General features: G+C 66.9%; 23 protein-coding genes. 1 reads left to right on the top strand and 22 read right to left on the bottom strand.

The window, feature by feature from the left end:
- Positions 1–6: 6 nt before the first annotated feature.
- From WKW79_RS16510 to WKW79_RS16440, 15 genes are all read right to left on the bottom strand, one after another.
- Positions 7–408, bottom strand: a complete 402-nt coding sequence (locus tag WKW79_RS16510) for a hypothetical protein (RefSeq protein WP_340336255.1) — start codon at positions 406–408, stop codon at positions 7–9.
- Entirely contained in the window at positions 405–1,568 is a 1,164-nt protein-coding gene (locus tag WKW79_RS16505; RefSeq protein WP_340336254.1) for a formate dehydrogenase subunit gamma, read from the bottom strand. The genes WKW79_RS16510 and WKW79_RS16505 overlap by 4 nt, the downstream gene beginning before the upstream one ends.
- Before the next feature lie 11 nt (positions 1,569–1,579).
- A complete protein-coding gene (locus WKW79_RS16500) occupies positions 1,580–1,816 on the bottom strand; it encodes a hypothetical protein (protein ID WP_422823900.1) in 237 nt (78 codons plus the stop codon).
- A 5-nt stretch (positions 1,817–1,821) separates the two neighbouring features.
- A complete protein-coding gene (fdh3B, locus tag WKW79_RS16495; protein WP_340336252.1) occupies positions 1,822–2,445 on the bottom strand; it encodes a formate dehydrogenase FDH3 subunit beta in 624 nt (207 codons plus the stop codon).
- Between the two features lie 11 nt (positions 2,446–2,456).
- The gene (locus WKW79_RS16490; protein WP_340336251.1) at positions 2,457–5,426 is read right to left on the bottom strand and encodes a formate dehydrogenase subunit alpha; all 2,970 of its coding nucleotides are present in this window, start codon (positions 5,424–5,426) and stop codon (positions 2,457–2,459) included.
- 14 nt (positions 5,427–5,440) lie between these two features.
- Positions 5,441–5,680, bottom strand: a complete 240-nt coding sequence (locus tag WKW79_RS16485) for a formate dehydrogenase (protein WP_340336250.1) — start codon at positions 5,678–5,680, stop codon at positions 5,441–5,443.
- A gap of 148 nt (positions 5,681–5,828) precedes the next feature.
- Positions 5,829–6,452 (bottom strand): TorD/DmsD family molecular chaperone, encoded by a 624-nt coding sequence (locus WKW79_RS16480; RefSeq protein ID WP_340336249.1) that lies wholly within the window; start codon positions 6,450–6,452, stop codon positions 5,829–5,831.
- Positions 6,449–8,539, bottom strand: coding sequence for a 4Fe-4S dicluster domain-containing protein (locus WKW79_RS16475; RefSeq protein WP_340336421.1), 2,091 nt, complete (start codon positions 8,537–8,539; stop codon positions 6,449–6,451). Before WKW79_RS16475 ends, WKW79_RS16480 begins: the two co-directional genes overlap by 4 nt.
- Positions 8,499–9,125 (bottom strand): DUF3306 domain-containing protein, encoded by a 627-nt coding sequence (locus WKW79_RS16470; RefSeq protein WP_340336248.1) that lies wholly within the window; start codon positions 9,123–9,125, stop codon positions 8,499–8,501. The genes WKW79_RS16475 and WKW79_RS16470 overlap by 41 nt, the downstream gene beginning before the upstream one ends.
- Positions 9,118–9,708: a DUF3305 domain-containing protein gene (locus WKW79_RS16465; RefSeq protein WP_340336247.1), complete on the bottom strand. Its 591-nt coding sequence runs from the start codon at positions 9,706–9,708 to the stop codon at positions 9,118–9,120. The genes WKW79_RS16470 and WKW79_RS16465 overlap by 8 nt, the downstream gene beginning before the upstream one ends.
- 195 nt (positions 9,709–9,903) lie before the next feature.
- On the bottom strand, positions 9,904–11,307 hold the full coding sequence (locus tag WKW79_RS16460) for an MFS transporter (protein WP_340336246.1): 1,404 nt from the start codon (positions 11,305–11,307) through the stop codon (positions 9,904–9,906).
- A gap of 60 nt (positions 11,308–11,367) precedes the next feature.
- A complete protein-coding gene (locus tag WKW79_RS16455; RefSeq protein WP_340336245.1) occupies positions 11,368–13,269 on the bottom strand; it encodes a bifunctional sugar phosphate isomerase/epimerase/4-hydroxyphenylpyruvate dioxygenase family protein in 1,902 nt (633 codons plus the stop codon).
- A 234-nt stretch (positions 13,270–13,503) separates the two neighbouring features.
- Entirely contained in the window at positions 13,504–14,217 is a 714-nt protein-coding gene (locus WKW79_RS16450) for a YebC/PmpR family DNA-binding transcriptional regulator (RefSeq protein ID WP_340336244.1), read from the bottom strand.
- A 49-nt stretch (positions 14,218–14,266) separates the two neighbouring features.
- On the bottom strand, positions 14,267–15,370 hold the full coding sequence (locus WKW79_RS16445; RefSeq protein WP_340336243.1) for a M14 family metallopeptidase: 1,104 nt from the start codon (positions 15,368–15,370) through the stop codon (positions 14,267–14,269).
- Positions 15,371–15,631: 261 nt separating this feature from the next.
- Positions 15,632–16,591, bottom strand: coding sequence for an AraC-like ligand-binding domain-containing protein (locus WKW79_RS16440; protein WP_340336242.1), 960 nt, complete (start codon positions 16,589–16,591; stop codon positions 15,632–15,634).
- Positions 16,592–16,758: 167 nt separating this feature from the next.
- On the opposite strand from WKW79_RS16440, the gene WKW79_RS16435 reads away from it, so the two are divergent.
- Positions 16,759–17,790 (top strand): carbon-nitrogen hydrolase family protein, encoded by a 1,032-nt coding sequence (locus WKW79_RS16435; RefSeq protein ID WP_340336241.1) that lies wholly within the window; start codon positions 16,759–16,761, stop codon positions 17,788–17,790.
- Here WKW79_RS16435 and WKW79_RS16430 read toward each other — a convergent pair.
- The 7 genes from WKW79_RS16430 to WKW79_RS16400 form a co-directional block, all read right to left on the bottom strand.
- A complete protein-coding gene (locus tag WKW79_RS16430) occupies positions 17,771–18,166 on the bottom strand; it encodes a hypothetical protein (RefSeq protein ID WP_340336240.1) in 396 nt (131 codons plus the stop codon). The two genes, WKW79_RS16435 and WKW79_RS16430, sit on opposite strands and share 20 nt — an antisense overlap.
- A 143-nt stretch (positions 18,167–18,309) precedes the next feature.
- Complete coding sequence (locus tag WKW79_RS16425; RefSeq protein WP_340336239.1) at positions 18,310–19,233, bottom strand: fatty acid desaturase family protein; 924 nt, start codon at positions 19,231–19,233, stop codon at positions 18,310–18,312.
- Positions 19,233–19,541, bottom strand: a complete 309-nt coding sequence (locus WKW79_RS16420) for a Dabb family protein (RefSeq protein WP_340336238.1) — start codon at positions 19,539–19,541, stop codon at positions 19,233–19,235. The genes WKW79_RS16425 and WKW79_RS16420 overlap by 1 nt, the downstream gene beginning before the upstream one ends.
- Positions 19,538–22,528, bottom strand: a complete 2,991-nt coding sequence (gene fdhF / locus WKW79_RS16415; RefSeq protein WP_340336237.1) for a formate dehydrogenase subunit alpha — start codon at positions 22,526–22,528, stop codon at positions 19,538–19,540. Before fdhF ends, WKW79_RS16420 begins: the two co-directional genes overlap by 4 nt.
- Positions 22,529–22,607: 79 nt before the next feature.
- Positions 22,608–24,452, bottom strand: a complete 1,845-nt coding sequence (locus WKW79_RS16410) for an NADH-ubiquinone oxidoreductase-F iron-sulfur binding region domain-containing protein (protein ID WP_340336236.1) — start codon at positions 24,450–24,452, stop codon at positions 22,608–22,610.
- Positions 24,453–24,501: 49 nt separating this feature from the next.
- Positions 24,502–24,882 (bottom strand): hypothetical protein, encoded by a 381-nt coding sequence (locus WKW79_RS16405; protein ID WP_340336235.1) that lies wholly within the window; start codon positions 24,880–24,882, stop codon positions 24,502–24,504.
- A gap of 52 nt (positions 24,883–24,934) precedes the next feature.
- Complete coding sequence (locus WKW79_RS16400; protein ID WP_340336420.1) at positions 24,935–26,581, bottom strand: OFA family MFS transporter; 1,647 nt, start codon at positions 26,579–26,581, stop codon at positions 24,935–24,937.
- Positions 26,582–26,884 lie beyond the last annotated feature (303 nt).

The following is a 26,884-nucleotide window of genomic DNA, read 5'->3' as shown; positions in this document are numbered from 1 at the left end:
GTGCTGCTACGGCTTGGGCGTCGGATTTGTCGCCGCGGCCGGCGTGGTGGTGCTCGGCGGCGAGGCGGCGGTGGCCGGTGGCGAATGCGCGCCCGCTGCTTCCAGCGGCTTCGCCGGCTCGGCCGCCGCATACACGAAGGGGCCGGGATCAGTACACGGCGGCGTGGCCGTCGCGGCAGGCACCGTCTTGCCGGCGGACGTGGCGCTGGCCCGGTACTTGGCGGCGACCTTGTCCTGCGCCACGCAGAGCATGTAGTTGTCCGTCTTGCCGACCCATGCGGTGCGGGCCGCGGCCTCGGCCGCCTTGGCCTGCGCTTCGGGCGTCGCGGCCGGCGTCGGCAACCGGGCCGCAGCCGAGGAGGTCAGCAGCGCCAGCGAGACGCAGAGGATCGGAACCGAATGCTTCATGTGCTGAGTCCTTCCACACCGGGTGGGCGCGCTGCCGGCTGGGCGCCGGAGCGTTGCGCCGGGATCTTGCCGGCGACGATGTCGTCGTACCAGAGCTTGTGATGTTCGCGTGCCCAGGTCTCGTCGACCTCGCCATGGCGCATCGCCTTGAACGCGCCCTTCATGCCCAGTGTCCCCAGGTAGATGTGGCCCATGATCAAGGCCATCATCAGGAGCGCGGCGGCCGCATGGATCATGTGGGCGACCTGCATGTTGCCACGCAGGTAGACCACGCCGGGCACCAGCTTGTCCAGGTACAGGCCCGAGCCGATGACGATGCTGCCGAGGAACAGCACGCCGCCCCAGAACACCACCTTCTCGCCGGCATTGAAGCGGTGCGAGGGCGGCTCCGTGCCGCCGAACAGGCCGCCGCCCTTCTTGAACCAGCGCCAGTCCTCCGCGCTCGGCCAGTTGCTGCGGATGAAGGTCACGATCATGAACACCGTGGTCAGGACGAACAGCGGCCCCATGAAGTTGTGGATGTTCTTCAGCCCGTAGGTGAGCCAGCCGAACAGCGCGCCGCCCATCCACGGCAGCAGGAAGAACTTGCCGAAGGCCATCACGATGCCGCTCAAGGCCAGCGTGACGAAGGCGATCGCGTTCGACCAGTGCGTGGCGCGCTCGAAGGGCGTGAAGCGTTCGATCTTGCGGCCCGTCTCGGGGCTGTGCAGCGTGATCGGGCCATGCGCGAAATGGAAGATGAGCGCCGCCAGCAGCGTGACGAAGAGCAGCGCCGCGCCATAGGGAATGAGCAATTCATTGCGCACCTGGCGCCAGGCCTCGCCGGCATTGGTGAAGCGCGAGCCGGGGTACTGCACGAAGCGCTGGATCAAGTTGCCGGCCTCGGGCGCCTCGCTCGCGGGCAGGCTGCTGTAGCCGGTGACGCCCCCGCTCACCTGCCGCCACATCGGGGCGTTGTTGCCGGGCTGGACCTTGTTGCGTTCACCATTGCTCTGGCTGAGATAGCCGGGTGCTGCGCTGGCTTCGGGCTTGACCTCGAAGATGTTCTGGCTCTGCACGCCGGCCGGCGCGGCAGCCGGCTGGGCGCTGGTCTGAGCCACGGCGGTGCCAACGCCGAGCAGCGTCAGCGACAGGAGAAAGGCATTGAGCACCTTGCGCATGGGCGGCCTTCTCAGTTCCTGGTGTATTCGTTCTGTCCGTATTGCGCGCGGCTCTTGAGCTCCTGCTCCCATGCCGTCTTGTCACCGACCTTCCAGCCCGGCGCGGAGAACGCAGTGCCGGTGTTGGCCGCCGTGCCGGTGCCCGACCAGGGCACGGCGTCGTGCTTCACGCCCTCGGCATTGGTCTGCGGCTTCTCGGAGCAGGCGGCCACCGCGGTGGCCGCCAACACGAACATGAGCAACCTCACGGCGCTCATTTCTTCACCCCGTTTGTCGGCGCTTCCCCCGCCACCTTCGAGCCGTAGGCGGTGCCCCAGCCCCACACTTCAGCCCCCTTGCCACGCTGCACGACGCGGGTGCGGAAGATGTCGGCCACCACGTCGCCATCGCCGGCGATCAGGGCCTTGGTCGAGCACATCTCGGCGCAGGCCGGGAGCTTGCCTTCCGCCAGGCGGTTGCGTCCGTACTTCTCGAACTCCGCCTGCGAGCCGTTGGCCTCCGGGCCGCCGGCGCAGAAGGTGCACTTGTCCATCTTGCCGCGCATCCCGAAAGTGCCTTGCGACGGGAACTGCGGCGCGCCGAAGGGGCAGGCGTAGGAGCAGTAGCCGCAGCCGATGCACACGTCCTTGTCGTGCAGCACCACGCCTTCGTCGGTGCGGTAGAAGCATTGCACCGGGCACACCGCCATGCAGGGTGCGTCGGAGCAATGCATGCAGGCCACCGAGATCGACTTCTCGCCCGGCACGCCATCGTTGAGCGTGACCACGCGGCGGCGGTTCACGCCCCATGGCACCTCGTTCTCGTTCTTGCACGCGGTGACGCAACCGTTGCACTCGATGCAGCGCTCGGAGTCGCAGACAAATTTCATTCTTGCCATGTCGTGTTTCCTTACGCTTTTTCTATGTTGCAGACGGTGGTCTTGGTCTCTTGCATCATGGTGACGCTGTCGTAGCCGTAGGTCGTGGCCGTGTTGACCGCTTCGCCACGCACCACCGGCGCCGCACCCGTCGGGTAGTACGCCAGCATGTCGGCCCCTTGCCAGCGCCCCGAGAAGTGGAAGGGCAGGAACACCGTGTCTGGCCCCACACGTTCCGTCACGAGCGCCTGCACGTTGAGCTTGGCGCCGGTCGGCGTGTGCACCCATGCGCGCTCGCCGTTGCGGATGCCTTTTTCCGCCGCGACCTTCGGATTGATCTCGACGAACATCTCCTGCTGCAACTCGGCCAGCCACGGATTGGAGCGCGTTTCCTCGCCACCGCCTTCGTATTCGACCAAGCGCCCTGAAGTCATGATCAGCGGGAACTTCTCGTGCAGCTTGTCCGCGATGTTCTTCTGCTGCACCGACTTGTACAGCGTGGGCAGGCGCCAGAACGCGGCCTTGTCGTCATGCGCCGGGTACTTGGCCACGAGGTCGGGCCGGATGCCGTAGAGCGGTTCGCGGTGCTGCGGAATCGCATCCGGGAAGTTCCACACCACCGCTCGCGCCTTGGCATTGCCAAAGGGGTGGCAGCCATGGCCCTTCATGAACACGCGGATCATGGCGCCCGTTGGGTCGGTCTTCCAGTTCTTGCCTTCCGCGGCCTTCTTCTCGGCCTCGCTGAGTTCGTCCCACCAGCCGAGCTTCTTGAGCAGCAGGTGGTCGAGTTCAGGATAGCCAGTCGTGATGTCTGCCCCCACGGAGTGCGAGCCGTCCTCGGCCAGCAGGTTGACGCCCGCACGTTCCACGCCGAAGTTCGCGCGGAAGTTGCCGCCGCCATCCATCACGTGCTTGCTGGTGTCGTAGAGGTTGGGCGAGCCCGGGTGCTTCAGCTCCGGCGTGCCGTAGCAGGGCCACGGCAGGCCGAAGTAGTCGCCACTGATGTCGTATCCGTTGACCTTGTCTTTCAGCGGGCCTTTGGCCTTGAGCGTGCGAACGTCGAAGGCGCCCATGTTGCGCATGTGGGCCTGCAGGCGCTCGGGGCTCTGGCCGGTGTAGCCGATGGTCCAGCAGCACTTGTTGATCTCGCGCAGGATGTCGTCAGGCACGGGCTCGTCCAGGCCCTTGACCTTCTGCATCTTGTAGTTCTTGACCAGCTCCGCGCCGAAGCCGAGCTTTTGCGCCAGCTGGTACATCAGCATGTGGTCGCTGCGGCTTTCCCACAGCGGCTCGATGACCTTCTCGCGCCATTGCAGCGAACGGTTCGAGGCGGTGACGGAGCCGCTGGTTTCGAACTGCGTGCAGGCCGGCAGCAGGTACACCGCGCGCTTGGGGTTGACGTCCGTGCCGGGCATGGCCGCCATCGCCGCCGTCGCCGATGGATAGGGATCGATCACGACCAGCAGGTCGAGCTTGTCCATCGCCTTCTTCATCTCCAGCCCGCGGGTCTGCGAGTTGGGCGCGTGGCCCCAGTAGACGACGCCGCGCAGGTTCGAGTCCTGGTCGATGAGTTCGTTCTTCTCCAGCACCCCGTCAATCCATCGCGAGACCGTGATGCCGGGCTTGCTCATCATCGCGGGCGAGGCGAACTGCTTCTTGATCCACTCGAAGTCCACGCCCCACGCATTGGCGAAGTGCTTCCACGAGCCTTCGACGATGCCGTAGTAGCCGGGCAGCGAGTCGGGGTTGGGGCCGACGTCGGTCGCGCCCTGCACGTTGTCGTGGCCGCGGAAGATGTTGGTGCCGCCGCCGCTCTTGCCCACGTTGCCCAAGGCCAGTTGCAGGATGCACGATGCGCGCACCATCGCATTGCCGATGGTGTGCTGCGTCTGGCCCATGCACCACACGATGGTGCCGGGTCGGTTTTCATTCAGCCACGTCGCGCACTTGAGCACCTGCGCTTCGCTGACGCCGCAGGCTTCCTCGACCTTGTCGGGTGTCCACTTGGCCAGCACGTCCTCGCGCACCTTGTCCATGCCGAAGACGCGGTCGTTGATGTACTTCTTGTCTTCCCAGCCGTTCTTGAAGATGTGGAACAGGATGCCGAAGAGGAAGGGAATGTCGGAGCCCGAGCGGATGCGCACGAACTCGTCGGCCTTGGCCGCGGTGCGCGTGAAGCGCGGGTCGACCACGATCATCTTGCAGCCGTTTTCCTTGGCATGCAGCATGTGCAGCATGCTCACCGGATGCGCCTCGGCCGCGTTGGAGCCGATGTACAGCGCCACCTTGGCATTGCGCATGTCGTTGTACGAATTGGTCATGGCGCCGTAGCCCCATGTGTTCGCGACGCCGGCCACCGTGGTCGAGTGGCAGATGCGGGCCTGATGGTCGCAATTGTTGCTCCCGAAGAAGCTCACGAACTTGCGCAGCAGGTAGGACTGCTCGTTGCTGTGCTTGGACGAGCCGATCCAGTAGACGGAATCAGGGCCGCTGGCCTGGCGCAGTTCCTTGAGCCTGGCGGTGACTTCGTCGAGGGCCTGGTCCCAGGTGATGCGTTCGTACTTGCCGTTGACCAGCTTCATCGGGTAGCGCAGCCGGTACTCGCCATGGCCGTGCTCGCGCAGCGCGGCGCCCTTGGCGCAATGCGCGCCGAGGTTGAGCGGCGAATCGAACACCGGCTCCTGGCGCACCCAGACGCCGTTCTCGACCACGGCATCGGAGGCGCAACCGACGGAGCAATGCGTGCACACGGTGCGCCGGACTTCGACCTTGCCGGCGCCGATGGCCGGCTGCGCGCCGTCGGCGGCGATCGCCTTGCGCATCAGCGTCAACTGGCTGGCCGCGAGACCGACGCCGACACCGATGCCAGAGCGGCGCAGGAAGGTGCGCCGGTCCAGCGTGGGCAGTGCGTTGGCCAGGCCGCGGCGCAGGCTGTGGATGAAGGGGGATGCGGGCGCGGAGGCACCGGCGCCGGAACCGCTCTTCCTGGGTGTCAACAACATGGTGGGGGCCTCCTTCAGGTCGAGGCGGTCTTGTAATAGTGCTTGACGTGCTCGCTCAGCGAATAGCCGCCACCCTTCTCGGGCGCGGGTGGGAGCACGGGGGAAGCCGGGGCGTCGGCGAGAGGTTCGCTGCCGCGGGGCAGGACCACGGCGGCAGTGGCCACCGCGCCCACGGCGGCGGCGCCGGCAAAGAAGCGTCTGCGTGATGCGGGTACCGCGACAGGGACGTCACCACCAGAAAGACTTTGGCTCATTCCGCACTCCACGAAATTGGCTGAAAGTCGATATGACCCGATTTGGACTTGTTCGGATATTAGTCCTGACCCTAAGCTGACAGTCCAATCAAGCGCCATGCGATGGCCGCTGGTGAGTCAACACTTCGCGCAAGACCGCGCCCGATCGCTACCTTCCATCCATCATGTCGAAGCCCTGCGCCTCCACCTCGATGAACGCCTGCGTGAAGCGGGCCAGCGACGCATAGAGCCTCGCCTGCGGTTGCTGCACCACCGCATCGCACATCGTCGCCGCCCACGGCTGCAGGTGCCTGGCGAAGAAGTCCTGCTGTTCCTTGAGGTTGGCGATGGCCGCGTCATCGCCGGCGATGAGGTAGCGCATCACTTCGCAAAGGCAGGCGATGTGATCCTCGGTCTCGCCGAGGGACTCGTCGCGCGCCAGGCCATAGCGGGCCAGGTCGGCGCGCAGGGCGGCCAGCGGCTTGTCGTTGAGGAAGCCGCTGAGGTAGTGCGATCCGTAGAGCAGCACGGACGGCCTTCCGACGCCGCCGAACAGCGCCTCGTATTCCGCGTGTGCCGTGGCAGGCGTCATGCCGCGCGCCGCGCCGACCAGGTCGCGCCACGGCGCTTCGAGGAAGCCGCCCGGCGACGGCGCATCGGTCACGGCGACGCCCAAGGCGTCCAGCAGCGCCGCATCCGGCGCGGCGATCCAGAGACGCGCCAGCAGGCCGTAGAGTTCGGCGCGGGCGATCTCCTCGTCCAGCGCGGACGATGCGAAGGGCGGCTGGCTCATAGGTCGGTGATCTTCAATTCGTTCGGCGTGCTGAACAGGTCGACGACGCGGCAGTCGCTGCACATCTTGAGGCGCTCCAGGGCCTCGCCCTGGAACATCGAATGGCCAGACAGCCGGCCCAGCATGGCCTCGATCGCCTTCTGCGTGCCGAAGGGCTTGCCGCAACGCACGCAGGCCCAGGGCTTGGCCTCGTTGAGCACGACCTGCTGCTTGCGCTCCGGTGCGGCCAACAGGCGCGGGAGCAGAGCGATGGCGTTCTCCGGGCAAGTGGTCTCGCACAGGCCGCATTGCACGCAGTTCTTCTCGATGAAGCGCAGTTGCGGCGCGTTCAGGTTGTCGAGCAAGGCACCGGAGGGGCAGGCGCCGACGCAGGCCAGGCACAGGGTGCAGGCATCCTTGTCGACGGTGATGGCGCCGAGGGGCGAACCGGCGGGCAATGGGATCGCCAGTGGATGGGCAGGTGGCGAGCGCAGCGCAGGCGCTTGGTCCATCAGGTGGTCGAGCATCAGGTCCAGCGTGGTCCGCTTCTCTGCTGCGACGGCGAAGCGGGCGACTTGCGCGGGCAGGGTCCGACGCGTGTCGCGCAGGCCGGCCAGTGCGGTGTCCAGCACCGCGGGCGTGCCTGCCTCGACCAGCGCGAAGTGACTGCCCTGGTAGCCCAGCCCGCGCATCAGCGTCTGCGCCACATCCATCTGCTGGCGCAGCGCCACGATGTAGTCCGGCGCTTCATCGCCCGTGGCCAGTACCACGACCTGCGATGCGCCGAAGGCGATCGCACTCAGCCACACGTCGATGCCGACGCTGGCCACATGCGTCAGCGCCAGCGGCAGCACGTTGGCCGGCACGCCGTGTGCGCGCCCCAGTTGCGCGGCGCGGCCGAGTTCGCCGATCAGGCGCTGGCCGCTTTCATCGCTGTGCAGCAGCAGCGTCGCGTCCTTGCCGCCGGCTTGGCGATAGGTCGACAGCAACGTGCGCATGCGCAGGCCCTGCTCCGGCGCGCGCGGGTAGACGTAGCCGAGTGCGCCGGTCGGGCACACCGTGGTGCAGGCGCCGCAACCGACGCAGAGGTTCGGGTTGACGACGATGCGCTGGCGCGCCTTGTCGCCGGTGATCGCGTGGGCGGAACAGACCTCGACGCAGGCATTGCAGCCGACGACTTCGTTGCGGCTGTGGGCGCAGAGCTTCTGCTTGTAGTCGAAGAACTTCGGCTTGTCGAACTCGCCGACCAGCTCGTGCAGTCGCAGCATGGTCGGGACGCAGTCGGCATTCGCCAGCCCGCCCGGACATCGCAGATAGCCCTGCGGCGGCGCATGCCAGTCGATCAGCGGCGCGGCGCCAAGGTCGAGCACCAGGTCGAAGGCGGCATCCAGCGATTGCGCAGGCCGGTCGAAGCGGATCGCACCAGCCACGCCGCAGGCGCGTTCGCAGTCGCGGTGTGAGGTGCACTTGCTGTCGTCGATCTGGTAGTCCAGGCCGATCGCCTGCTCCGGGCAGGCCACCACGCAGGCGTTGCAACGCGTGCAGAGGTCGAGGTCGATCGCGTTGGTGCGCGTCCAGGCGAGCTTGAAGGCGCCGAGCCAGCCGGTGAGCGAATCGATGCGCCCGGCCAGCACCGGATAGCGACGCTCCTGCGCGCCGCCCGTGCGGCCCGGCCCTTGCGAAAAGATCGTGACGGCCATCGCGTCGCCCAGCAGGGCCGCGACGCGCTCGGCTTCGTCCAGCGGACCGACGATCAGCAGGCGGCCCTGGCTCGCGTCGTACGCGACGGTGGGCACCGGCTCGGGCTCGGGCAGGTGGGCGGCGGCCAGCAGCGCGGCGATCTTTGGCATCGCGCCGCGCGCATCGCGGCTCCAGCCGCCCGTCTCGCGGATGTTGACGAAGCGCACCACGGCGCCGGCCTCGGCCGCGCCGGGGGTTTGCTCGGCCAGTTCGGTGAAGAGGCGTTTTTCCTGGGTGCAGGCCACGACGATGTCGTCGCCACTGGCGAGCGCCCGCTGGAACGCGGGGGCCTCGCGGCGACACAGGCCGGTGTGAAGCGTGAGCGGCTCAGCCAGTGCCGCGCCGAGCGTCTTCGGCTCCAGCGGCATTGTCTGGTTGCAGTCGCAGATCAGGGTCTTGCGGGTCATCGGGTAAATGGCTGGCGGGTTGTGCTTCGGCGGCTTCTGCCGAAGCGACAACGGGCGTGGCTGGGATATCGGTCGGGCCAGCGCTCGCTGGCGCCTCTGTCTCTTCCTCTTCGAACAGGTTCAGGAACTTCGCACTCGCCATCTGGCGCAAGACGCTCGTCGGCAAGGGCGACGGATTGGAATAGTCGTCAACGTAGATGTCCATGCCGTCCATGACGTTGAAATGCGGATCGGCGAAGAGCTTCTTGAAGGCGGCGTTCTTGACTTCAGGCGCGACGTTGGAGGCCAGGAAGGGCTTGAAGTCGGACTCCAGCGTGAGCGATTCGGTGTCGGCCAGGGTGAGGGGCGAGGGCTCCTGCGCCGCCATCGCGACGCCTTCCTTCGGCGGAAGAACAGGCCGCGCACCAAGCGCTTCCTGCGAAGGTGCAGGCGCGACGATCGCTTCCTGCGATGGCGCAGGCGCCGCAACCACGGCCGCCTCCTGCTTGCGCCGCGACCAGCGCTTCAGGAAGCCCTCCTCCGTCGACGTGGCGCGCTTTTCAGACATCGCCCGCTCCCCTGCCCTTGGGCTTCTCCGTCGAGACGCTCGCCGCATTGCCATTCCGGTCCACCAGCGGCTGGAAGCTTTGTGGCCGATAGCGCCGTTTCGGCTCGACGACGTAGTTCGCATCGATGAACGCACCGAGCCAACCGACGACTTCCAGCGGCGCGGGCACCTGGTCGACTTGCTCCTGCGCATCGAGCCAGCGCCCGGCATCGTGGTAGCTCAGGCTCACCGCCACAGGCCGCGCGATCGGCACCTCGGCCAGCGTCGGCTGCTCGTCCATGCGCCACAGCACGAACCAGCAGGGCGCGGAGGTGGTGGCATTGAGGTAGTAGCCCTCCAGGTCGTCGCGGAACAACTGGACCTGGAAGCCGGGATGCAGCCAGCGCTGCGCATCGTCGCCCGATGCCAGCAGCCGAACGTGGCGGCCGAAGTGCGGCTGGTCGCGCAACACGCTGTCGAGCACCCAGCGCCACTGCTGCCACCGGCTGGCCGGTCCGCGGATCCGCTCGCGCCGCATCACCACGGCCACGTCGAGCGTGGGGTGCGGGTCGTCGGCAACGGTAACCGGGTGCGTGGCGGACATGCACCCACCATAGCCCAAATCCCCGGCCTGGGACCCTTGCGATTACCCGAGGGCATGACGCACGAAGGGCTGCGGGCGGCACATGAAAAAGCCCCGCCATCGGGCGCCGGCCGGTTCGCTGCGTGCGAACCGCCATTGCCGATGGCGGGGCTGGAGGGGAGTCGGGTTGCTTGTCTTGGCTATTGCCGGCTTCGCTCAGGCAGAAGCTGGTTGCAGCTTGCCGCCAGCCATCGACTGCTCACGCAAGCGGTCGTATTCGGCCTTGGGCACCGGCACCGCGTTGACGTCGCCCAGGTCCTTCATCCGCACCCGGTAGGTTTCACGGGCAGTGAAGGCCGCGATGGCTGCGACGACGCAGATGGCCAGCGTGATGGTGCCGATCAGCATCGGGATGCCGGTGGCGCCGGGAGGGGCGACGGCGACGAACAGGGCCGGCAGCAGCGCGGTGATCAGCGTGCCGAGGTTCTGCGAGATGGCCATGCCGGAGACACGGGTGCGGGTCGGGAACATTTCCGGGTAGAAGCTCGGGAAGATCGCGTTGTAGCCCTGGTAGACCACGCCCCACATCAGCAGCGAGAACACGATGGCCAGCGGGACGTTGTGGATGCTGATGGCATACAGGTAGCCGAAGGACAGCAGGCCTGCACCGATCGCGCCGACCATGATCGGGATGCGGCGGCCGATCTTGTCGGAGAGGTTGCCCACGAACGGGATCACGATCACGGCGACGATGTTGCCCATCACCGGGATCCACAGGTAGACGTCCTTGTCGAAGCCGATGCCGTAGCCCGGTTGCACTGCATACGCCGCGCCGAAGATGGTGGTCACGACCGGGATCACGTTCATCAGCGAGCAGCACATGACGCGCAGCATGTCGCGCCAGCTCTCGACCACGGCTTGCACCATCGGCGCCTTGGGCTTTTCACCCTTGGCATCGACGTCCACGAAGGCCGGCGTCTCATCGACTTCCTTGCGGATGATGTAGCCCACCACGATCACGATGAAGCTCAGCAGGAAGGGAATGCGCCAGCCCCACGAGTTGAAGGCGTCCTTGTCCATGAAGTGCGCCAACGGCAGGAACACTGCGGCCGCCAGGATCTGGCCGGCCTGCACGCCCTGCAGCGTGAAGCTGGCGAAGAAGCCACGGCGTCCGAAGGGGGCGTGCTCCAGGATCATCGAGCTGGCGCCCGAGATCTCGCCGGCCACCGCGAAGCCCTGGATCAGGCGCATCGCGACCAGCAGCGCCGGCGCCCAGAGGCCGACCTGGTCATAGGTCGGCAGCAGGCCGACGGCGATGGTCGAGAAGCCCATGAGGAACATGCACATGACCAGCACGTTCTTGCGGCCGTGCGTGTCGCCCCAGTGGCCGAGCACGAAGGCGCCGATGGGGCGAGCGACATAGCCCACGCCGTAGGTCGCGAGCGACGCGATGATGGCCATGCGCGGATCGCCCTTGGGAAAGAAGATCTGCGGAAAGATCAGCGCCGCGGCGGTGGCGTAGATGAAGAAGTCGTAGTACTCGAGGGCCGAGCCGATCCAGCCACTGGCGGTGGCTTTCTTCGACTGGTTGCCGTGAGGCGAGGTGGCGGTTGTTGTCATTGGGAGTGTCTCCGGGGGTTTTCTGCGGGCGAGGTTTTGAGGTGGTGGCGGTGGGAAGGTCTATTGCTGCTGGGCCTGTGATGCCATGCGTGCGGGCGCGTTGCTGGCGCCATAGGCGTCATAGGCATCGATGCGCTGCACCACCTCGAAGAACAGGCCGTTCTCGAAGCTTTCGGTATAGATGTGGAGGTAGCTCCCGGCGGCCGAGCGGTCGTACAGCACGCCGGCTGCGCGCATGTTGGCGAGCAGCGTGGGGTCGATGTCCATGCGCGTGGGCAGGTCGTCGTAGTAGTTGTCGGAGATCGGCACGAAGCGCAGGCCGTTGGCGCGCAGCCTGGCGACGGTCTCAAAGATGTCTTCGCAATCCAGCGCGATGTGGTGCACCGCGCCGCCGCCGGTGCGGCTCACCGTCTGCGCGGTGCGGGTGCGCTGGCTCATCGAGACGTTGAGCACCAGGCGCACGCTGCGGTCCGCATTGGCGACGCCGCGGCTGCGGATCAGGCCGAAGGGGTCGGCCAGTTCCAGGCTCTCGCCGGTTTCGAGGCCGAGCACCGCGCGCGAGAACAGCACCCAGGTGTCGAGCTGGTCCAGTTGCAGGCCGAGCGCGACATGGTCGATCGTCTTCAGGCCGGCGCCGGGCACGGCGGTCGTGTCTTCGAGGATGAAGTCGGCTTCGTACAGACCGCTGTCGCCGAGCGCCGAGGAGACGAAGTGGATCAGGTTGCCGCCCGGCGCGATCATCGCGGGCACATGCAGTTCGTTGGGGCCGACCGGGCTGTCATGACGCTGCGACATCATCGCGGTGGCGCGCTCGACAGCGGCGGCCGGATCGGCGGTGCGCAGGCCGAGCGCGCAGACCGAGGTGCCGTGCAAGTCGAAGCGCCCACGCGCAAAGGACGCCGGCTGCGCATTGACGATCATGTGGATGTCGCCCTGCCGATAGAGCACCACGGCCTTCGAACGATGGCGGCCAACGCGCTTGAAGCCGAGCTGCTCCAGCATCTTGCCCAGGGTCACGGCCGAGGTCTCGTCGGCGGCGAATTCGAGGAAGGAATAGCCCGACAGCCTGGGCGCGGCCGGCGGGTTGAACAGGTCGATGGTGTCAAGAGCGCGCCGCGCCTTGGCGTCGGTCGCCGGTGCCTTGGCGAGACGGTCACGCACCTGGCTTTCGAGGTACAGAAGCGAACGCATCGCATCGACGGCGGTGCGCTTGTTCGGCGTCTCGCGGAACACGTCGTTGAAGATCTCCAGCGACAGCGGCCCGGTGTAGCCGGCCCGCAGCGTGTTCTCGAGGAAGGTCGCCATGTCGAACTCGCCCTGGCCCGGGAAGGAGCGGTGGTGGCGGGCCCATTGCAGCACGTCCATCGCCAGCAGCGGCGCGTCGGCCATCTGCAGGAAGAAAATCTTGTCGCCGGGGATGTCGGCGATGCCGGCCGGATTGTCCTTCAGCGAATAGGTGTGGAAGCTGTCCAGGATCAGGCCGAGGTTCGGATGGTCGGCGCGCTTCACGATCTCCCAGGCCTGGCCGTAGAGCGAGGTCTTCTTGCCCCAAGCCAGCGCCTCGAAGCCGATGCGCAGGTTGCGCTGCTTCGCGCGCTCGGCCAGTTCGTGGAGTTGCTCGGCCGCCAGCTCCGGGCTGTCGATGACCAGTGGCGAGGTGTTGGAGCAGCACAGCACCAGTTCCGCGCCCATCGCCTGCATCACGTCGAACTTGCGCTCGGCACGCTCCAGGTTGCGCAGGTGCTGCGCCGGCGGGCTGGCTTCGAAATCACGGAAGGGCTGGTACAGGTCGATGCCCAGGCCCAGGTCTTCGGTGATCTTGCGCAGGTCGGTGGCGGTGCCGTTGAAGTTGATGAAGTCGTTCTCGAACAACTCGATGCCGTCGAATCCGGCGGCGGCGATGGCTTCGAGCTTCTGGCGCAGCGTTCCGCTGAGCGATACGGTGGCGACGGACCGGCGCATGATTTCAGCCCCGGCGGCGGCAGCCGCGGCCAACGATCACGCCAACATCAGCGCCAATTTCACCGGCGGCGCCGGCGACGAGTGCTTCGCGGTTTGTCTCTTGTTTGTGCATGGGAGCGACTGTGAAACCAGCCGCCCCCGTTCACAATCTCTCTCAACCCTCGCACGATCGATGATCGAACACACTCGATCATTATTCGCGCCATTTAGGGGTTAGCCCCTAGCGTCGCAATATCACGACCGCAGTCCGACAAACACGTTCTGCACGTCGTCATTCGCATCGATCGCGGCCAGGAAGCTCTCGACTTCCTCCAGGTCCGCGGCAGCGAGGCTCGCAGGATCGATCGGGTTCTTCGGCCGGTAGCCCAGCTTGGCCGTCAGCACCGTGAAACCCTGCGCCGGCAGCGCGCGGCTCACGATGTCGAGGTCGGCATGTTCGGTGATGAACAGCGTGACGCCATCCTCATTGGCCGCCTCGAAGTCCTGCGCGCCCGCCTCGATCGCAGCCACCTCCGGGTCCGCGCCGGCCTGCGCAGGCTCGGCCTCGATCATGCCGACATGGTCGAAGTCCCAGGACACGGAGCCGGACGACCCGAGTTGCCCCTTGCGGAACAGCACCCGCATCTCCGGCGCGGTGCGGTTCACGTTGTCGGTCAGGCATTCGACCATCACCGGTACGCGGTGCGGCGCGAAGCCTTCGTAGATCACGTGGTCGAAGTGCACGGCGTCTCCGCCGACGCCAGAGCCTTTCTTGATGGCCCGGTCGATGGTGTCCTTGGGCATCGACACCTTGCGGGCCTGCTCCAGCACCAGCCGCAGCTTCGAATTGCCGGCCGGATCGGCCCCGGCGCGTGCCGCGACCATGATGTCCTTGGCCAGGCGGCTGAACAGCCGACCCTTGGCGTTGGCGGCAATTTCCTTGCCCTTTGCTTTCCACTGTGCGCCCATGTCATGTTCCTCATTGAAGGGGGCACATCATGACACCAGTGCACAGACCCTAATGACTTCGCGCGCCCGCGCGCGACAAGCCGTACACCGCCTGCAGGATCGCCCCGCGCGACTGTCCCAGCGTGAGGCCCATCCAGCCCTCTTCCTCGCAACAGAATGCGGCGCGGATCTCGTCGCGCAGCGCCTGCTGCTGCGAGGCGGGCGCATCGGGGTGGCGGCGCAGCCACATGTCGGCGCGCAGCATGTGCAGCATGTCGACCAGCGGCACGGTGCCGAACTCGATCGCGATGGCGGCCGTCTCGGCATGCGGGCAGGCCGAGCGGAGCGGGTCGGGTACCGGTCTCCAGGCGTTCGTCGCGGCTGCCGTGCCTTCGCCCGGACATGCGACGTCCGCACCCCACCAATCGCGTGCGCGCTGGAGTTCATCGACGCCGGCCTTGCCGATGCAGATCTTCTCGCCATGCCCGTACGGTCCGAGCCCCGCGTGGAAGTCGATCCAGCCGACGCGCTCGCAACTGCCGCCGAACTGGGCGAACACGCTCTGCAGCACCTGCGTGCTCCAGGCCTTGCGGCGTCCTCCGAAACACACGCCGTCGGCATGGGTGTACTGCCCGGCCGTCACGGCCTGCTGGTAGGCGCGTTCGCCGCGTTCGGCGATGTAGCGCTCGATGGCCCGCTCGTTGGCGCGCGAGGGCGGCCAATCTTCCGGCACCAGGAACTCGTCCAGCAGATCGTAGGCCTCGTTGCGCGGGAGGGGCTCGCCGAAGTCGACGCCGTTTCGGTTCAGGTCGATGTTGTCTTCCGTCGTCCGGCTCAGGTGCGAGAAGCCGTAGGGATTGATCGCATGCACGATGAGGATCGCGACGTCGAGCTTGCGCAGCAGCGCCTGCAGCGGCTTGTCATGCAGCAGGGCCAGTTGCACCGCCGCGCCGCAGAAGCCTTCCACGCCGTGCGTGCCCGAGGTGGTGATCAGGAGGCGTGTCGCATTCGGGGGGCCGAGGCGCACGACATCGGTCGCGAGTTGCTCGTCCTCCAGCCCGCGATGGGTGGCCAGCAGGTGGCTTTGCACCGCGCTGTCGCTGCGCGCCGCGGCGCGAAGGAAGCGCGCACGCGCCTCGCCATAGGACGCTGAAAACCAGCGAGCCGCATTCATGCCTGCCAGCCCGGTCAGGGATGAGCCGTGGAAATCCTCGGGGTTTGCCTGCGGGCGCGTGGCACCGGGTCGCAAGGGCGCTGTGCGCAGTGTGCGGATGGGCTCATCGTGTTGTCTCCCGTTGTCTCTTGTATGCGCCGAATGTGCAGCCACTCGCATTCGGGTCGTCTGGCGTGTCCTTTTTCATTATGTTGGAAGGCCGACGACATGGGCAAGCGCGGGCGTACGCATGGGCATGCGGGTCGACTTCAAGGCAGCGCTTTACGCCTTCTGGCGGCGCCACTCCGTTGGCGAGCAACCGAATCGTTCGCGAAACGCCCGGCTGAAATGCGCCGCATCGTTGAACCCGCGGCCATAGGCAATCTCCGCCACCGGACGGCCCGCAAGGCGCGGTTCCAGCAGGTCGCGGCTGCAGGCATCGAGCCGGCGTTCCCAGAGGTACTGGGCGGCCGTCATCGGCTCGTTGCGAAAGAGTCGATGGATGTGCCCCGCCGACATGCCAAGCGTGGCCGCCACGCTGCCGATGGAAAGCGTCGGATCGGCCAGCCGCTCGTCGATCGATCGCTTGACGCGCGCCAGCTGGTACGCCGTGAGCTGGCTCACGCCCCGCGTGCGAGCCGCCGGCAAGGTCTGCAGGCCCGCGACCAGGATGCTCTGCACGCCATGCGCCACCGCGCAGGCGGATGCGGGCTGCAGCGTGTCGATGTCCTCGCGCAGCGTGCGAATCATGCTCATCATGAGGTGGCCCGCGCCCTCGCGGCCGGAGACGGTCGTCGCCGTCAGCTTCTCTGTATCGCGCAACGCGCTGCGCAGCTGCTGGCCCGGCACCTTCAACACGATCTGCTCGAAGTCCGCGTCGAAGACCAGCTCGTACGGCCGCGTCGTGTCGTAGATCGCGAAGTCACCGACCTGCAGCAGCGCGTCGCGTCCATCCTGGCGCACGATGCCCGTGCCACGCGACTGGAAGGCGGCGAGGAAATAGTCGTCCGACGAACGCGCGATGTGCGAGGGCGTGCGCGTCACATGCTGCGCGCCGGAGGACACGACCGACACGTTCAACCCCGGCAGGTCATGCTGAAGGATGCGGCCGTCGAAGGCGCCTCGCTCCGGCTGCTTCACCGGGTCGCAGCCCAGTTGCACGTAGACGTTGCAGATCATGTCGGTCCAGTAGGCCAGCCGCTGCGAACGCGGCACCACGTCGGTGCTGAGCAGGTGGTTCATGGAGAAAGGCTCCAAGGTTGCGGTTGCGACGACACGCTGGAACAAGAACGCCGCCAGTTTTGGACAAGGCGATCCAGGGCCGTCAATTTACGCTCGACGCAACCCGCATGCCACGGCGCCAACCCGCGGCCACGGCGCCCGTTCCACCGTTTCTGGAGACCGAGACCATGCCCAGCAAGACCCATCCCAAGCTTCGCGTCGCCGCCGTCCAGGCGGCCCCAGTGTTCCTGGACCTCGACGCCACCATCGGCAAGACCATCGACCTGATGGGCCAGGCGGCGGCGCAGGGCGTCAAGCTCATCGCCTTCCCGGAGACCTGGATCCCCGGCTATCCGTGGTGGATCTGGCTCGATTCGCCGGCCTGGGGCATGCAGTTCGTGCAGCGCTACAACGACAACTCGCTGGTGCTCGGCTCACCCGAGTTCGACCGCCTGCGCGATGCCGCGCGCCGGCACAAGATCTGGGTCTCGACCGGCTTCAGCGAGAAGGCCGGCGGCAGCCTCTACATCGCACAGGCGCTGATCGACGACCAAGGCGACGTGGTGCAGACGCGCCGCAAGCTCAAGCCCACGCACGTGGAGCGCACGGTGTTCGGCGAAGGCGACGGCTCCGACCTGACGGTGTGCGAAACACCCATCGGCAACATCGGCTCGCTGTGCTGCTGGGAGCACCTGCAACCGCTCTCCAAGTACGCGATGTATGCGCAGAACGAGCAGATCCACTGCGCCGCCTGGCCGAGCTTCTCGCTGTACCGCGGCGGCGCCTACGCGCTGGGCGCCGAGGTCAACAATGCCGCCAGCCAGATCTACGCCGCCGAAGGCCAATGCTTCGTGATCGCACCCTGCGCGACGGTCTCCCCCGCCATGAGCGAACTTCTGTGCACCGACCCAGGCAAGCAGCAGATGCTGCTCAAGGGCGGCGGCTTCGCGCGCATCTACGGCCCCGACGGCTCACCGCTGGGCACCAACCTGCCGGAGGACCAGGAAGGACTGGTCATCGCCGACATCGACCTCGGCATGATCTCGCTGGCGAAGGCGGCCGGGGATCCGGGTGGCCACTATTCACGGCCCGACGTCACGCGCCTGCTGCTGAACAAGACGCGCAGGGAGCCCGTCGTGCTCCAGCGCACCGCCGTTCCGGAGTCCACCGGCTTCGAGACGCTGCAGCAGGACGAGGTGTTCAGAAGTTCTGCGGCTTGAGTTCGCCGGCCTTGTTGGCCTTGGCGGCCGCGGCCCGGCGCGCCTGACGGGCCGCATCGCGGTCGGCCTTGGACACCTTCGGCTTCGCGGCAGGATGGTCCTCGATGCCCTCCGCAGGCAGCGGGTTCTTCGATGCCTCGGCGCCCTCGGTCCTGCGCTCGGTCCTGGCAGCGGCCTTGTCGCCGGGCGAGGACTTCCGCCTCGCGTCCGGAATGGGATTGATCCCCTCGGCCGGCAGCGGGTTCTTCGCCGCCTCGGCGCCCTCCTTCCTGCGCTCGGCCTTGGCGGCCGCCTTGTCATCGGTGGTCTGCGCCTGGGCGCCCAAGGCCAGCAGTTGGCTGGCAGCGATTGCAACTGACAGAGCAAGCATCTTCATCTCGAACTCCTGGGTGGGGACATCGACTTGATACGCGCGGAACCGGCCGTTGGATGCACTGTGCACGACCGGCGTGCCCAAAGAGGGCCGGAGATTCGCAACGATGCGTTACAGTCGTCGCCCCGCCTGGCGCCCCCAAGGCGTCAAGCCGCCGTCGCCAGCGTCATCAAGCGCACGTAACCGGGCTGCGTTTCCAGCCGCGCGGCGATGCCCTTGCGTTGCAGCAGCCGGTGCGCCTTCGGCAGGCTCCAGCACGGCAGGCTGGTGAACATGTGGTGCTCGCAGTGGTAGTTGACCCAGTACGGCGCCACCAGCACGCGCTCCAGCCAGCTCGCATACGTGGTGCGGGCCTGCCGCATGGGGTCGGATTCGTTCTGCCGCACGAGTGCATGCTCGGCGATGTTGCGGATGCGGCTGATGAGCGGCAGCCAGGTCATCATCGGCAGCAGCCACATCGCGACCCACACCCACCAGAAGCCGGCCGCGGCGAAGAGCGCGAGGAAGATGCCGTTGCCGATGAGGAAGCGGCCGTCCTTCCTGAGTTCCTGCGAGAGCAGTGCCGCCACGGATTGGCCGGGCTGACGCGCCTTGAAGGCTTCGCGCCAGTGGCCGAAGCGCTGCTTGACAAAAGTCTGGCCGCTCAGGTCGCGCACCACCTTGCGCCACAGCGAATCACGGGTGATCGGGAACGGCGCGGACAGCCCCAGGTCCGGATCCTCCGTCTGCTGGACGAAGCGGTGGTGTTGCAGGTGATAGGGCCGGTAGGCATGCAGCGTCGAGGAGCACAGCCAGTACGCCAGCCAGTCGTTGACCTTCCGGTTGCGATGCAGCACCGCATGCGCGCCGTCGTGCATCAGGATGAACAGGCCCAGTTGCCGCGTGCCGATGACGAGGATGGCGAGCGGAATGGTCACCGGCCACAGCACGCCCACGGCCATCGCCAGCCCGATGACGCCCCAGCAGTGCGCGACCAGCCACAGGCCGCGCCAGGAGGAACGCTCCGTCAATGCGGCCCATTCGGCATCGGTGAAGAAGTCCTCCGGTTTGGCCCGGGGCGCGACGGCCATCAGTGCTCTCCGGGCTCGTCACCCACCATGTAGTCCAGTTCCACGAAGGCCTCCACCTCCAGTTGCCAACGCTCGGTGACGAACATCTCGAAGACGGGATGCGCGTTGTAGCGGTCGTAGGCCTCCTGGTCGACGAAGTCCATGAGCAGGCCCCAGTCGTACTCGCCCTTGCCGACCTGCCGCACGCACTGGAAATTGCGCACGTCCGGAATCGCCGGGCCGAGCTTCATCGCCCGACTGAGGAAGTCGGCCTCCGCGATGGAGCCGTGTGGATGTTTCAGCCTGAAGAAAACGGTGTGCCGGATCATTGCGCCAGGTTGGTTCTGGCCCCTCCGGTTCCTGTTCCGTAACCCGCCGCCGCCATCGGCGTGCCGCCGTGCCGGATGCGCACCGCGCAGTACTTGAATTCCGGAATCTTCCCGAAGGGGTCAAGCGCGGCATTGGTCATGAGGTTCGCCGCGGCCTCATAGTAAGCGAAGGGCACGAAAACCGCACCCTGCGGCGTGCCGTCGTCGCGACGAATGTGAATGGCCACCTCGCCGCGGCGGGATGCGATGGTGATCACGTCGCCGGCCTCCAGGCCCAGCGTGGCCAGGTCGGCCTGGCACATCGAGGCGGTGGCCATCGGCTCCAGCGCATCGAGCACGGTGGCGCGGCGCGTCATGCTGCCCGTGTGCCAGTGCTCCAGCTGGCGGCCGGTGATGAGCACGAAGGGGTAGTCGGCGTCGGGGCGCTCGTCGGCCGGGATGATGTCGGCCGGCACCAGCTTCACGCGGCCGGTCGCGGTCGGGAAGTTCTCGATGAACACGGTCGGCTGGCCGGGGTCGTCCTCGGTCAGGCAGGGATAGGTCACGCTGGATTCGCGCTGCAGGCGCTCCCAGGTGATGCCCTTGATGGCCGCGTGCATGGCCAGGCGCATCTCGTCGTACACGGCCGCGACGCCGGCTTCCTCGCCTTCGTAGTTCCATTGCAGGCCCATGCGGTGGGCGATCTCCTGGATGATCCAGAGGTCGGCCTTGGCATTGCCCGGGGGGTCGAGCGCGCGCTTGCCGAGCTGCACCATGCGGTCGGTGTTGCTCACCGTGCCGGTCTTCTCGGGCCAGGCGCTGGCAGGCAGCACCACGTCGGCGAGCCAGGCGGTCTCGGTCATGAAGATGTCCTGCACGACCAGGTGCTCCAGGCTGGCCAGCGCATGGCGCGCATGGTTCAGGTCCGGGTCGCTCATCGCGGGGTTCTCGCCCATGATGTACATGCCGCGTATCTTGTGCGGATCGCTGTCGGGCGCGAGCGCCTTGTGCATGATCTCGACCACCGTGTAGCCAGGCTTCTCGTCGAGCTTGGTGTCCCAGAAGTTCTCGAACCACGCATGCGCATTGGCGTTGTCGACGCGCTGGTAGTTGGGGAACATCATCGGGATCAGGCCCGCGTCGCTGGCGCCCTGCACGTTGTTCTGGCCACGCAGCGGATGCAGGCCGGAGCCGGGCTTGCCGATCTGGCCGGTGACGGTCACCAGCGCAATCAGGCAGCGCGCGTTGTCGGTGCCGTGCACGTGCTGGCTGATGCCCATGCCCCACAGGATCATCGCGCCCTTGGCGGTGGCAAAGGCGCGTGCCACCTCGCGCAGCGTCTCGGCCGGGATGCCGCAGATGGGCGCCATCGCCTCGGGGCTGTAGCCCTTGACGTTGTCGCGCAGGGCCTCGAAGTTGCTGGCCCGGTTGCGGATGAATTCCTCGTCGACCAGGCCTTCGTCGATGACCGCATGGATCAGCGCGTTGAGCATGGCCACGTCGGTGTCGGCCTTGAACTGCAAGGTGCGCCAGGCATGCTTGCCGATGTCGGTGATGCGCGGGTCGGCCAGCACGATCTTGGCGCCGCGCTTGGCGGCGTTCTTCATCCAGGTGGCGGCGACCGGATGGTTGGCGGTCGGATTGGAGCCGATCACCAGGATCAACTCTGCGTGCTCCACGTCGTTGACCTGGTTGCTCACCGCGCCGGAGCCCACGCCTTCCAGCAGCGCCGCCACGCTGGACGCATGGCACAGCCGCGTGCAGTGGTCGACGTTGTTGCTGCCGAAGCCGGTGCGCACCAGCTTCTGGAACAGGTAGGCCTCCTCGTTGCTGCCCTTGGCCGAGCCGAAGCCGGCCAGCGACTTCTTGCCGTGCGTGTCGCGCAGGCTGCGGAGCTTGCCGGCCGTCAGCGCGAGCGCCTCGTCCCAGGAGGCTTCGCGGAAGGTGTCGTGCCAGTCCTCGGGGCGCGGCGTGCCTCCGTAGGCCTTGGGCACGCCGGCCTTGCGGATCAGCGGCACCGTGAGGCGCTGCGGATGGTGCGCGTAGTCGAAGCCGAAGCGGCCCTTCACGCACAGGCGGCTGTGGTTGGCCGGGCCGTCGCGACCGTCGACGCTGACGATCTTCTCGTCCTTGACGTTGTAGGTGATCAGGCAGCCGACGCCGCAGAAGGGGCAGACCGAATCAACCTTGCGATCCACGATCTGCGAGCCGATGTGGCTCTTGGGCATGAGCGCGCCGGTCGGGCAGGCCTGCACGCATTCGCCGCAGGCCACGCAGGTGCTGTCGCCCATGGGATCGTCGAGGTCGAACACGATCTTGCTGTGCTCGCCGCGCATCGCATAGCCGATGACGTCGTTGACCTGCTCCTCGCGGCAGGCGCGCACGCAGCGGTTGCACTGGATGCAGGCGTCGAGGTTGACGGCCATCGCGGGGTGGCTGACGTCGGCCTTGGGTTGTTCGCGGCGCAGGGCTTTGAGCTGGGGGCGGACATGGATGCCGAGTTTGTCGGCCCAGGCGCTGAGTTCGCCGTGCTGGCCGATGGAGGTGTCCGTGTCCCCACCCCGACCCTCCCCCAGCGGGGGAGCGAGGAAGTCCGCATGGGCTCCCTCCCCTTCCGGGGGAGGGTTGGGGTGGGGGCTCGCGCCCGCCGAAAGCATCCCATCATTCCACTTGTACCCCTTGTCCGGCATGTCGGACAGAAGCATCTCCACCACCATCTTCTGGCTCTTGAGCGCCCGCGGGCTGCAAGCCTGCACTTCCATGCCGGCCGTCACGTTGCGGCAGCAACTCGGCGCCAGCGTGCGTTCGCCCTTCAGCTCGACGACGCAGGCGCGGCAGTTGCCATCGGGCCGCAGCCCTTCCTTGTAGCAAAGGTGCGGGATGTCGACGCCCGCGCGCTTGGCGGCGACCAGGATGGTTTCGCCTTCGATGGCTTCCACTGCACGCCCGTCGAGCGTGAACTCGATGACCTGCGGCAGCAACTCCGCGAGATGGGTCGGCGCGTTCATGCGGCCCCCACGCTTGTCACTTCGTGTACTGCGCTGCCCCCCGAGGGGGTGTTCACTCCTTGGAGCGGTCCGGCGGCGCTCATGCCGTCTCCACTTTCATGCCAATCTCCTGCGGAAAATACTTCTGCACACAGCGAATCGGATTCGGCGCAGCTTGCCCGAGTCCGCAAATCGACGCATCCCCCATGACCTGCGCAAGGTCTTCCAGCGTCTCGTTGTCCCACGCCGGGGCATCCATCAGCGCGGCGGCCTTGGCCGTGCCGACGCGGCAAGGCGTGCACTGGCCGCAGCTTTCGTGCTCGAAGAAGCGCATCACGTTCAGCGCCGCATCGCGCGCACGGTCATGCTGGCTCAGCACCATCACGGCGGCCGAGCCGATGAAGCAGCCGTGCGGCTGCAGCGTGTCGAAGTCGAGCGGGATGTCGTTCATGCGCGCGGGCAGGATGCCACCCGAGGCACCACCGGGCAAGTAGGCGTACAGCGTGTGTCCGTCCAGCATGCCGCCGCAGTATTCGTCGATGAGTTCCTGCACCGTGATGCCGGCCGGCGCCAGCTTCACGCCCGGCAGCTTCACGCGTCCGCTGACGCTGAAGGAGCGCAGGCCCTCGCGTCCATGGCGACCGAAGCCGGCGAACCATTGCGGGCCCTTCTGGACGATGTCGCGCACCCAGTAGAGCGTCTCGAAGTTGTGTTCCAGAGTGGGCCGGCCGAACAGGCCGACCTGCGCGATGTAGGGCGGGCGCATGCGCGGCTCGCCACGCTTGCCCTCGATGCTTTCGATCATCGCGGACTCCTCGCCGCAGATGTAGGCACCGGCGCCGCGGCGCAGTTCGATCTTCGGCAGCGCGCACGGCGGGTCGGCTTGCAGCGCCGCCAGTTCGGCTGCGAGCAGGCGGCGGCAGTCGTGGTATTCGTCACGCAGGTAGAGATAGCAGGCATCGATGCCGACCACCTGCGCCGCGATCAGCAGGCCTTCGAGGAAGCGATGCGGATCGCGCTCCAGGTAGACGCGGTCCTTGAAGGTGCCCGGTTCGCCCTCGTCGAGGTTCACCGCCATGAGCTTGGGCGCGGGCTGGTCGCGCACGATGCGCCACTTGCGCCCGGTCGGAAAACCTGCGCCGCCCAGGCCGCGCAGGCCGGAGTCTTCCATGACCTTGATGATGGCCTCGGGATCCTGCTGGCCGGAAGTCAGCGCGGCGGCCAGCGCATAGCCGCCGTGCGCGCGGTAGGTGGCGTAGTCGGTGTGGGCCGGGATGGCTTCGATCGCATGCGCGGGTGGCGAAACGCCTTGTTCGGCGAAGGCTGCCGGTTCGAAATGGATGGGCGCTTTCGCCGACTGGGTCTCTGTCGCTTCCTGGATGAGGCCGACCGCCTCCACCAGCTTGTTGACGGTGGCCATCGGCACCGCGCTCTGGTGCACCATCGCGGCCGGCGCCTGCTCGCAGCGCCCGATGCACGGCACCGGCACCACGCGCACGTCGCCATGGCCGGCGGCGCCCAGCAGCCGCGGCAGGCGCGTCAGCAGGTCGCCGGCGCCCGCCAGTTCGCAGGACAGGCTGTCGCAGACCCGCACCGTCAGGCCTGGTGCCTGCTCGTCGCCGCGCAGCACCTCGAAGTGGTGATAGAAGGTCGCGACCTCGTAGACCTCGGCCATCGGGATCTTCATCTCGGCGGCCAGCGCGACCAGGTGGCTGTCATGCAGGCCGCGGTGCGCGTCGTTGAGGATGTGCAGGTACTCGATCAGCAGGTCGCGCCGGTGGCCGCCTTCGGGCCGTGGCCCGATGAGCTCGCGCACGCGTTGCAGCGCGCCCTCCTCGGGCTGGCGGCCCTTGAGCTTGCTCTTGCGGCGGATGCGGTCTCGCAACTCGTCGGGCGTGGCGAGCGGGATCGCCCTGGGTTCTGCCTGGGTGGCTGGGTGTTGCATGTGCCTTGCCTTGCGCGCCGGCCATCATGGACGGCGCTTGCCTCACTGATCAGTCTATCGTTTGCCGTGCTGCGCTGCGCGCCGCCTTGCTGCCGGGACGGCAGCCCAATGGCAGGGGCCAGGCCTCGGCGCTCTTGAGCCCCATGCCGAATGCCGCGCCAATGCCGCCAGCAATGCCGGCCGCGACGGGCCCGCTCAAACCGAGGACGATGGCCGCGATGGCGATGGGAATGAAAGCCAGCACAAACCTGGTGTGAACGAGGCCCAGCTTGACGCCCTTTCCGCAATGAGGGCAAGTCCTGGACTTTCCGAGCTCATTCATCTCTTTCGAGAGCAGGCCGATGCGGGCTTCGCAGTGCGGGCATTTCATTCCGATCGCTTCCGTTGGATATCGCAGTCGATCGTTCGGCTCCCGGATGCCGAGTTGCACAACGTCGTGAAGGCGCGGCGCAACGATCTCCGAGGCCGAACGATCTACAGCCTCAGCTGAAGAATTTCGCCGCGCTGAGCAGGGTGCGGTACACGCCCCAAGCCAGCGGAATGCCGACCGCTGCCCAGGCCAGCATCACGACGACCGGGCTGACAGCGCCCGTTGCGCCGCCCATGGCCGAGCCGACTTCGGTTGCTGCCGCGCGTTCATGTGCCAGGCGCTTTTCGTTGGCGAGTTCCGCCTCCGTCATGAAGTGCTTGTCCGCCACCGGACGAATCATCAGGTTGCAGATCAGGCCGATCACCAGCATGCCCACCAGGATGTACATGGTCTGGTTGTAGACCTGTTCGCGCGGGATGCCCAGGCCGAGCTGGTATTCGCGCATGTAGTTCACGACCACCGGGCCCAGGATACCGGCCGTGGCCCAGGCCGTCAGCAGGCGGCCGTGGATCGCGCCCACCATCTGCGTGCCGAACAGGTCGGCCAGGTAGGCCGGCACCGTTGCGAAGCCGCCGCCGTACATCGACAGGATGATGCAGACCGCGCCCACGAACAGCAGCTTGCTGCCCGCCGCGGCGGAACCCGGGATGCTCGCGTACAGGATGCCGCCCAGGATGAAGAAGATCGTGTAGGTCAGCTTGCGACCCAGCTTGTCCGACAGGCTGGCCCAGAAGAAGCGACCGCCGATGTTGAACAGCGACAGCAGCGCCGCGAAGCCGCCGGCCACGGTCGCGATGGCCGCGAGTTGCGTCTTGTCGAGTTCACCGAACTTCTTCGCGACACCGATCAGGTTGCCGCCGAAGACTTCCTGCAGCATCGGCGAGGCCATCCCGATCACGCCGATGCCGGCGCTCACGTTCATCGTCAGCACCATCCACACCAGCCAGAACTGCGGAATGCCCCAGACCTTGCTCACGTGCACGTGGCGCTGCGTGATCATGGTGTTGGCGGTCTTGGCGACCGGCGGCGTCCAGCCTTCCGGCTTCCATCCCGTGGCCGGCACGCGGTAGCCGAAGGCGCCGCCCAGCATGAAGACGAAGTAGACGAGCGCCATCACGACGAAGGTCTGCATCACGCCGACGTCGGTCGCCGTGCCGAAATACTTCATCAGGTCCACCGCCAGCGGCGAACCGATCATCGCGCCGCCGCCGAAGCCCATGATGGCCATGCCGGTCGCCATGCCGCGACGGTCGGGGAACCACTTGATCAGCGTGCTCACCGGCGAGATGTAGCCCAGGCCCAGCCCGATGCCGCCAATCACCCCGGAGCCCAGGATCATCATCCAGAACTGGTGCGTGTGAATGCCGAGCGCCGAGATCAGCATCCCACCGCACCAGCACACGGCCGACACCACACCGGCCTTGCGCGGGCCGGCATGTTCCAGCCAGCCGCCCCACAGCGCGGCCGCGCAACCGAGAAACACGAAGAACAGGGTGTACATCCAGCCCAGCGTGGCCACGTGCCAGTCGCAACCGGTCGCGAACAGTTCCGCGAAGAAGCTCATGTCCTTCGGGCAGGCAGCGCCCGCGCCGGCCGCGGTGAGCTGCTTGGACAGCGGCAGCCAGAACACGGAGAACCCATAGGCCATGCCGATGCACAGGTGGATGGCAAGGGCAGCCGGCGGCACGAGCCATCGGTTGTAGCCCGGGCCGGCGATGATGCGCGCCTTGTCCAGAAGGCCGGGCTCGCCGCCCGTCATGCCATTGCTGCGATCTCCATCGAGAACGCCTGCGGAAGAACCTGCCATGTGTCGATACTCCTGTTGCCATCAAAGGCCGCCCCGGGAAACGGAACAGCACCGCGAAGGCATTCTTGTAACAGAATGTTCAAGAATGATTCACAAATAGAAACATTCAATGAGCATCCGATCGGGCACGCAATGGGGTGTTGCGGCCAAGAGGCGGCCCGGCCCGCTGTGAGCGGGCTTTGGCCGGGACACTCAGTGGGCAGGCGCAGGCGCTGACGTGCTGTGACTTTTCAGCAACATCGGGGTCAGGAATGG

Source organism: Variovorax robiniae (assembly GCF_037889955.1).
In the GTDB taxonomy this organism is placed as follows: domain Bacteria; phylum Pseudomonadota; class Gammaproteobacteria; order Burkholderiales; family Burkholderiaceae_C; genus Variovorax; species Variovorax robiniae.
This window is presented reverse-complemented; position numbering and strand designations above follow the sequence as displayed.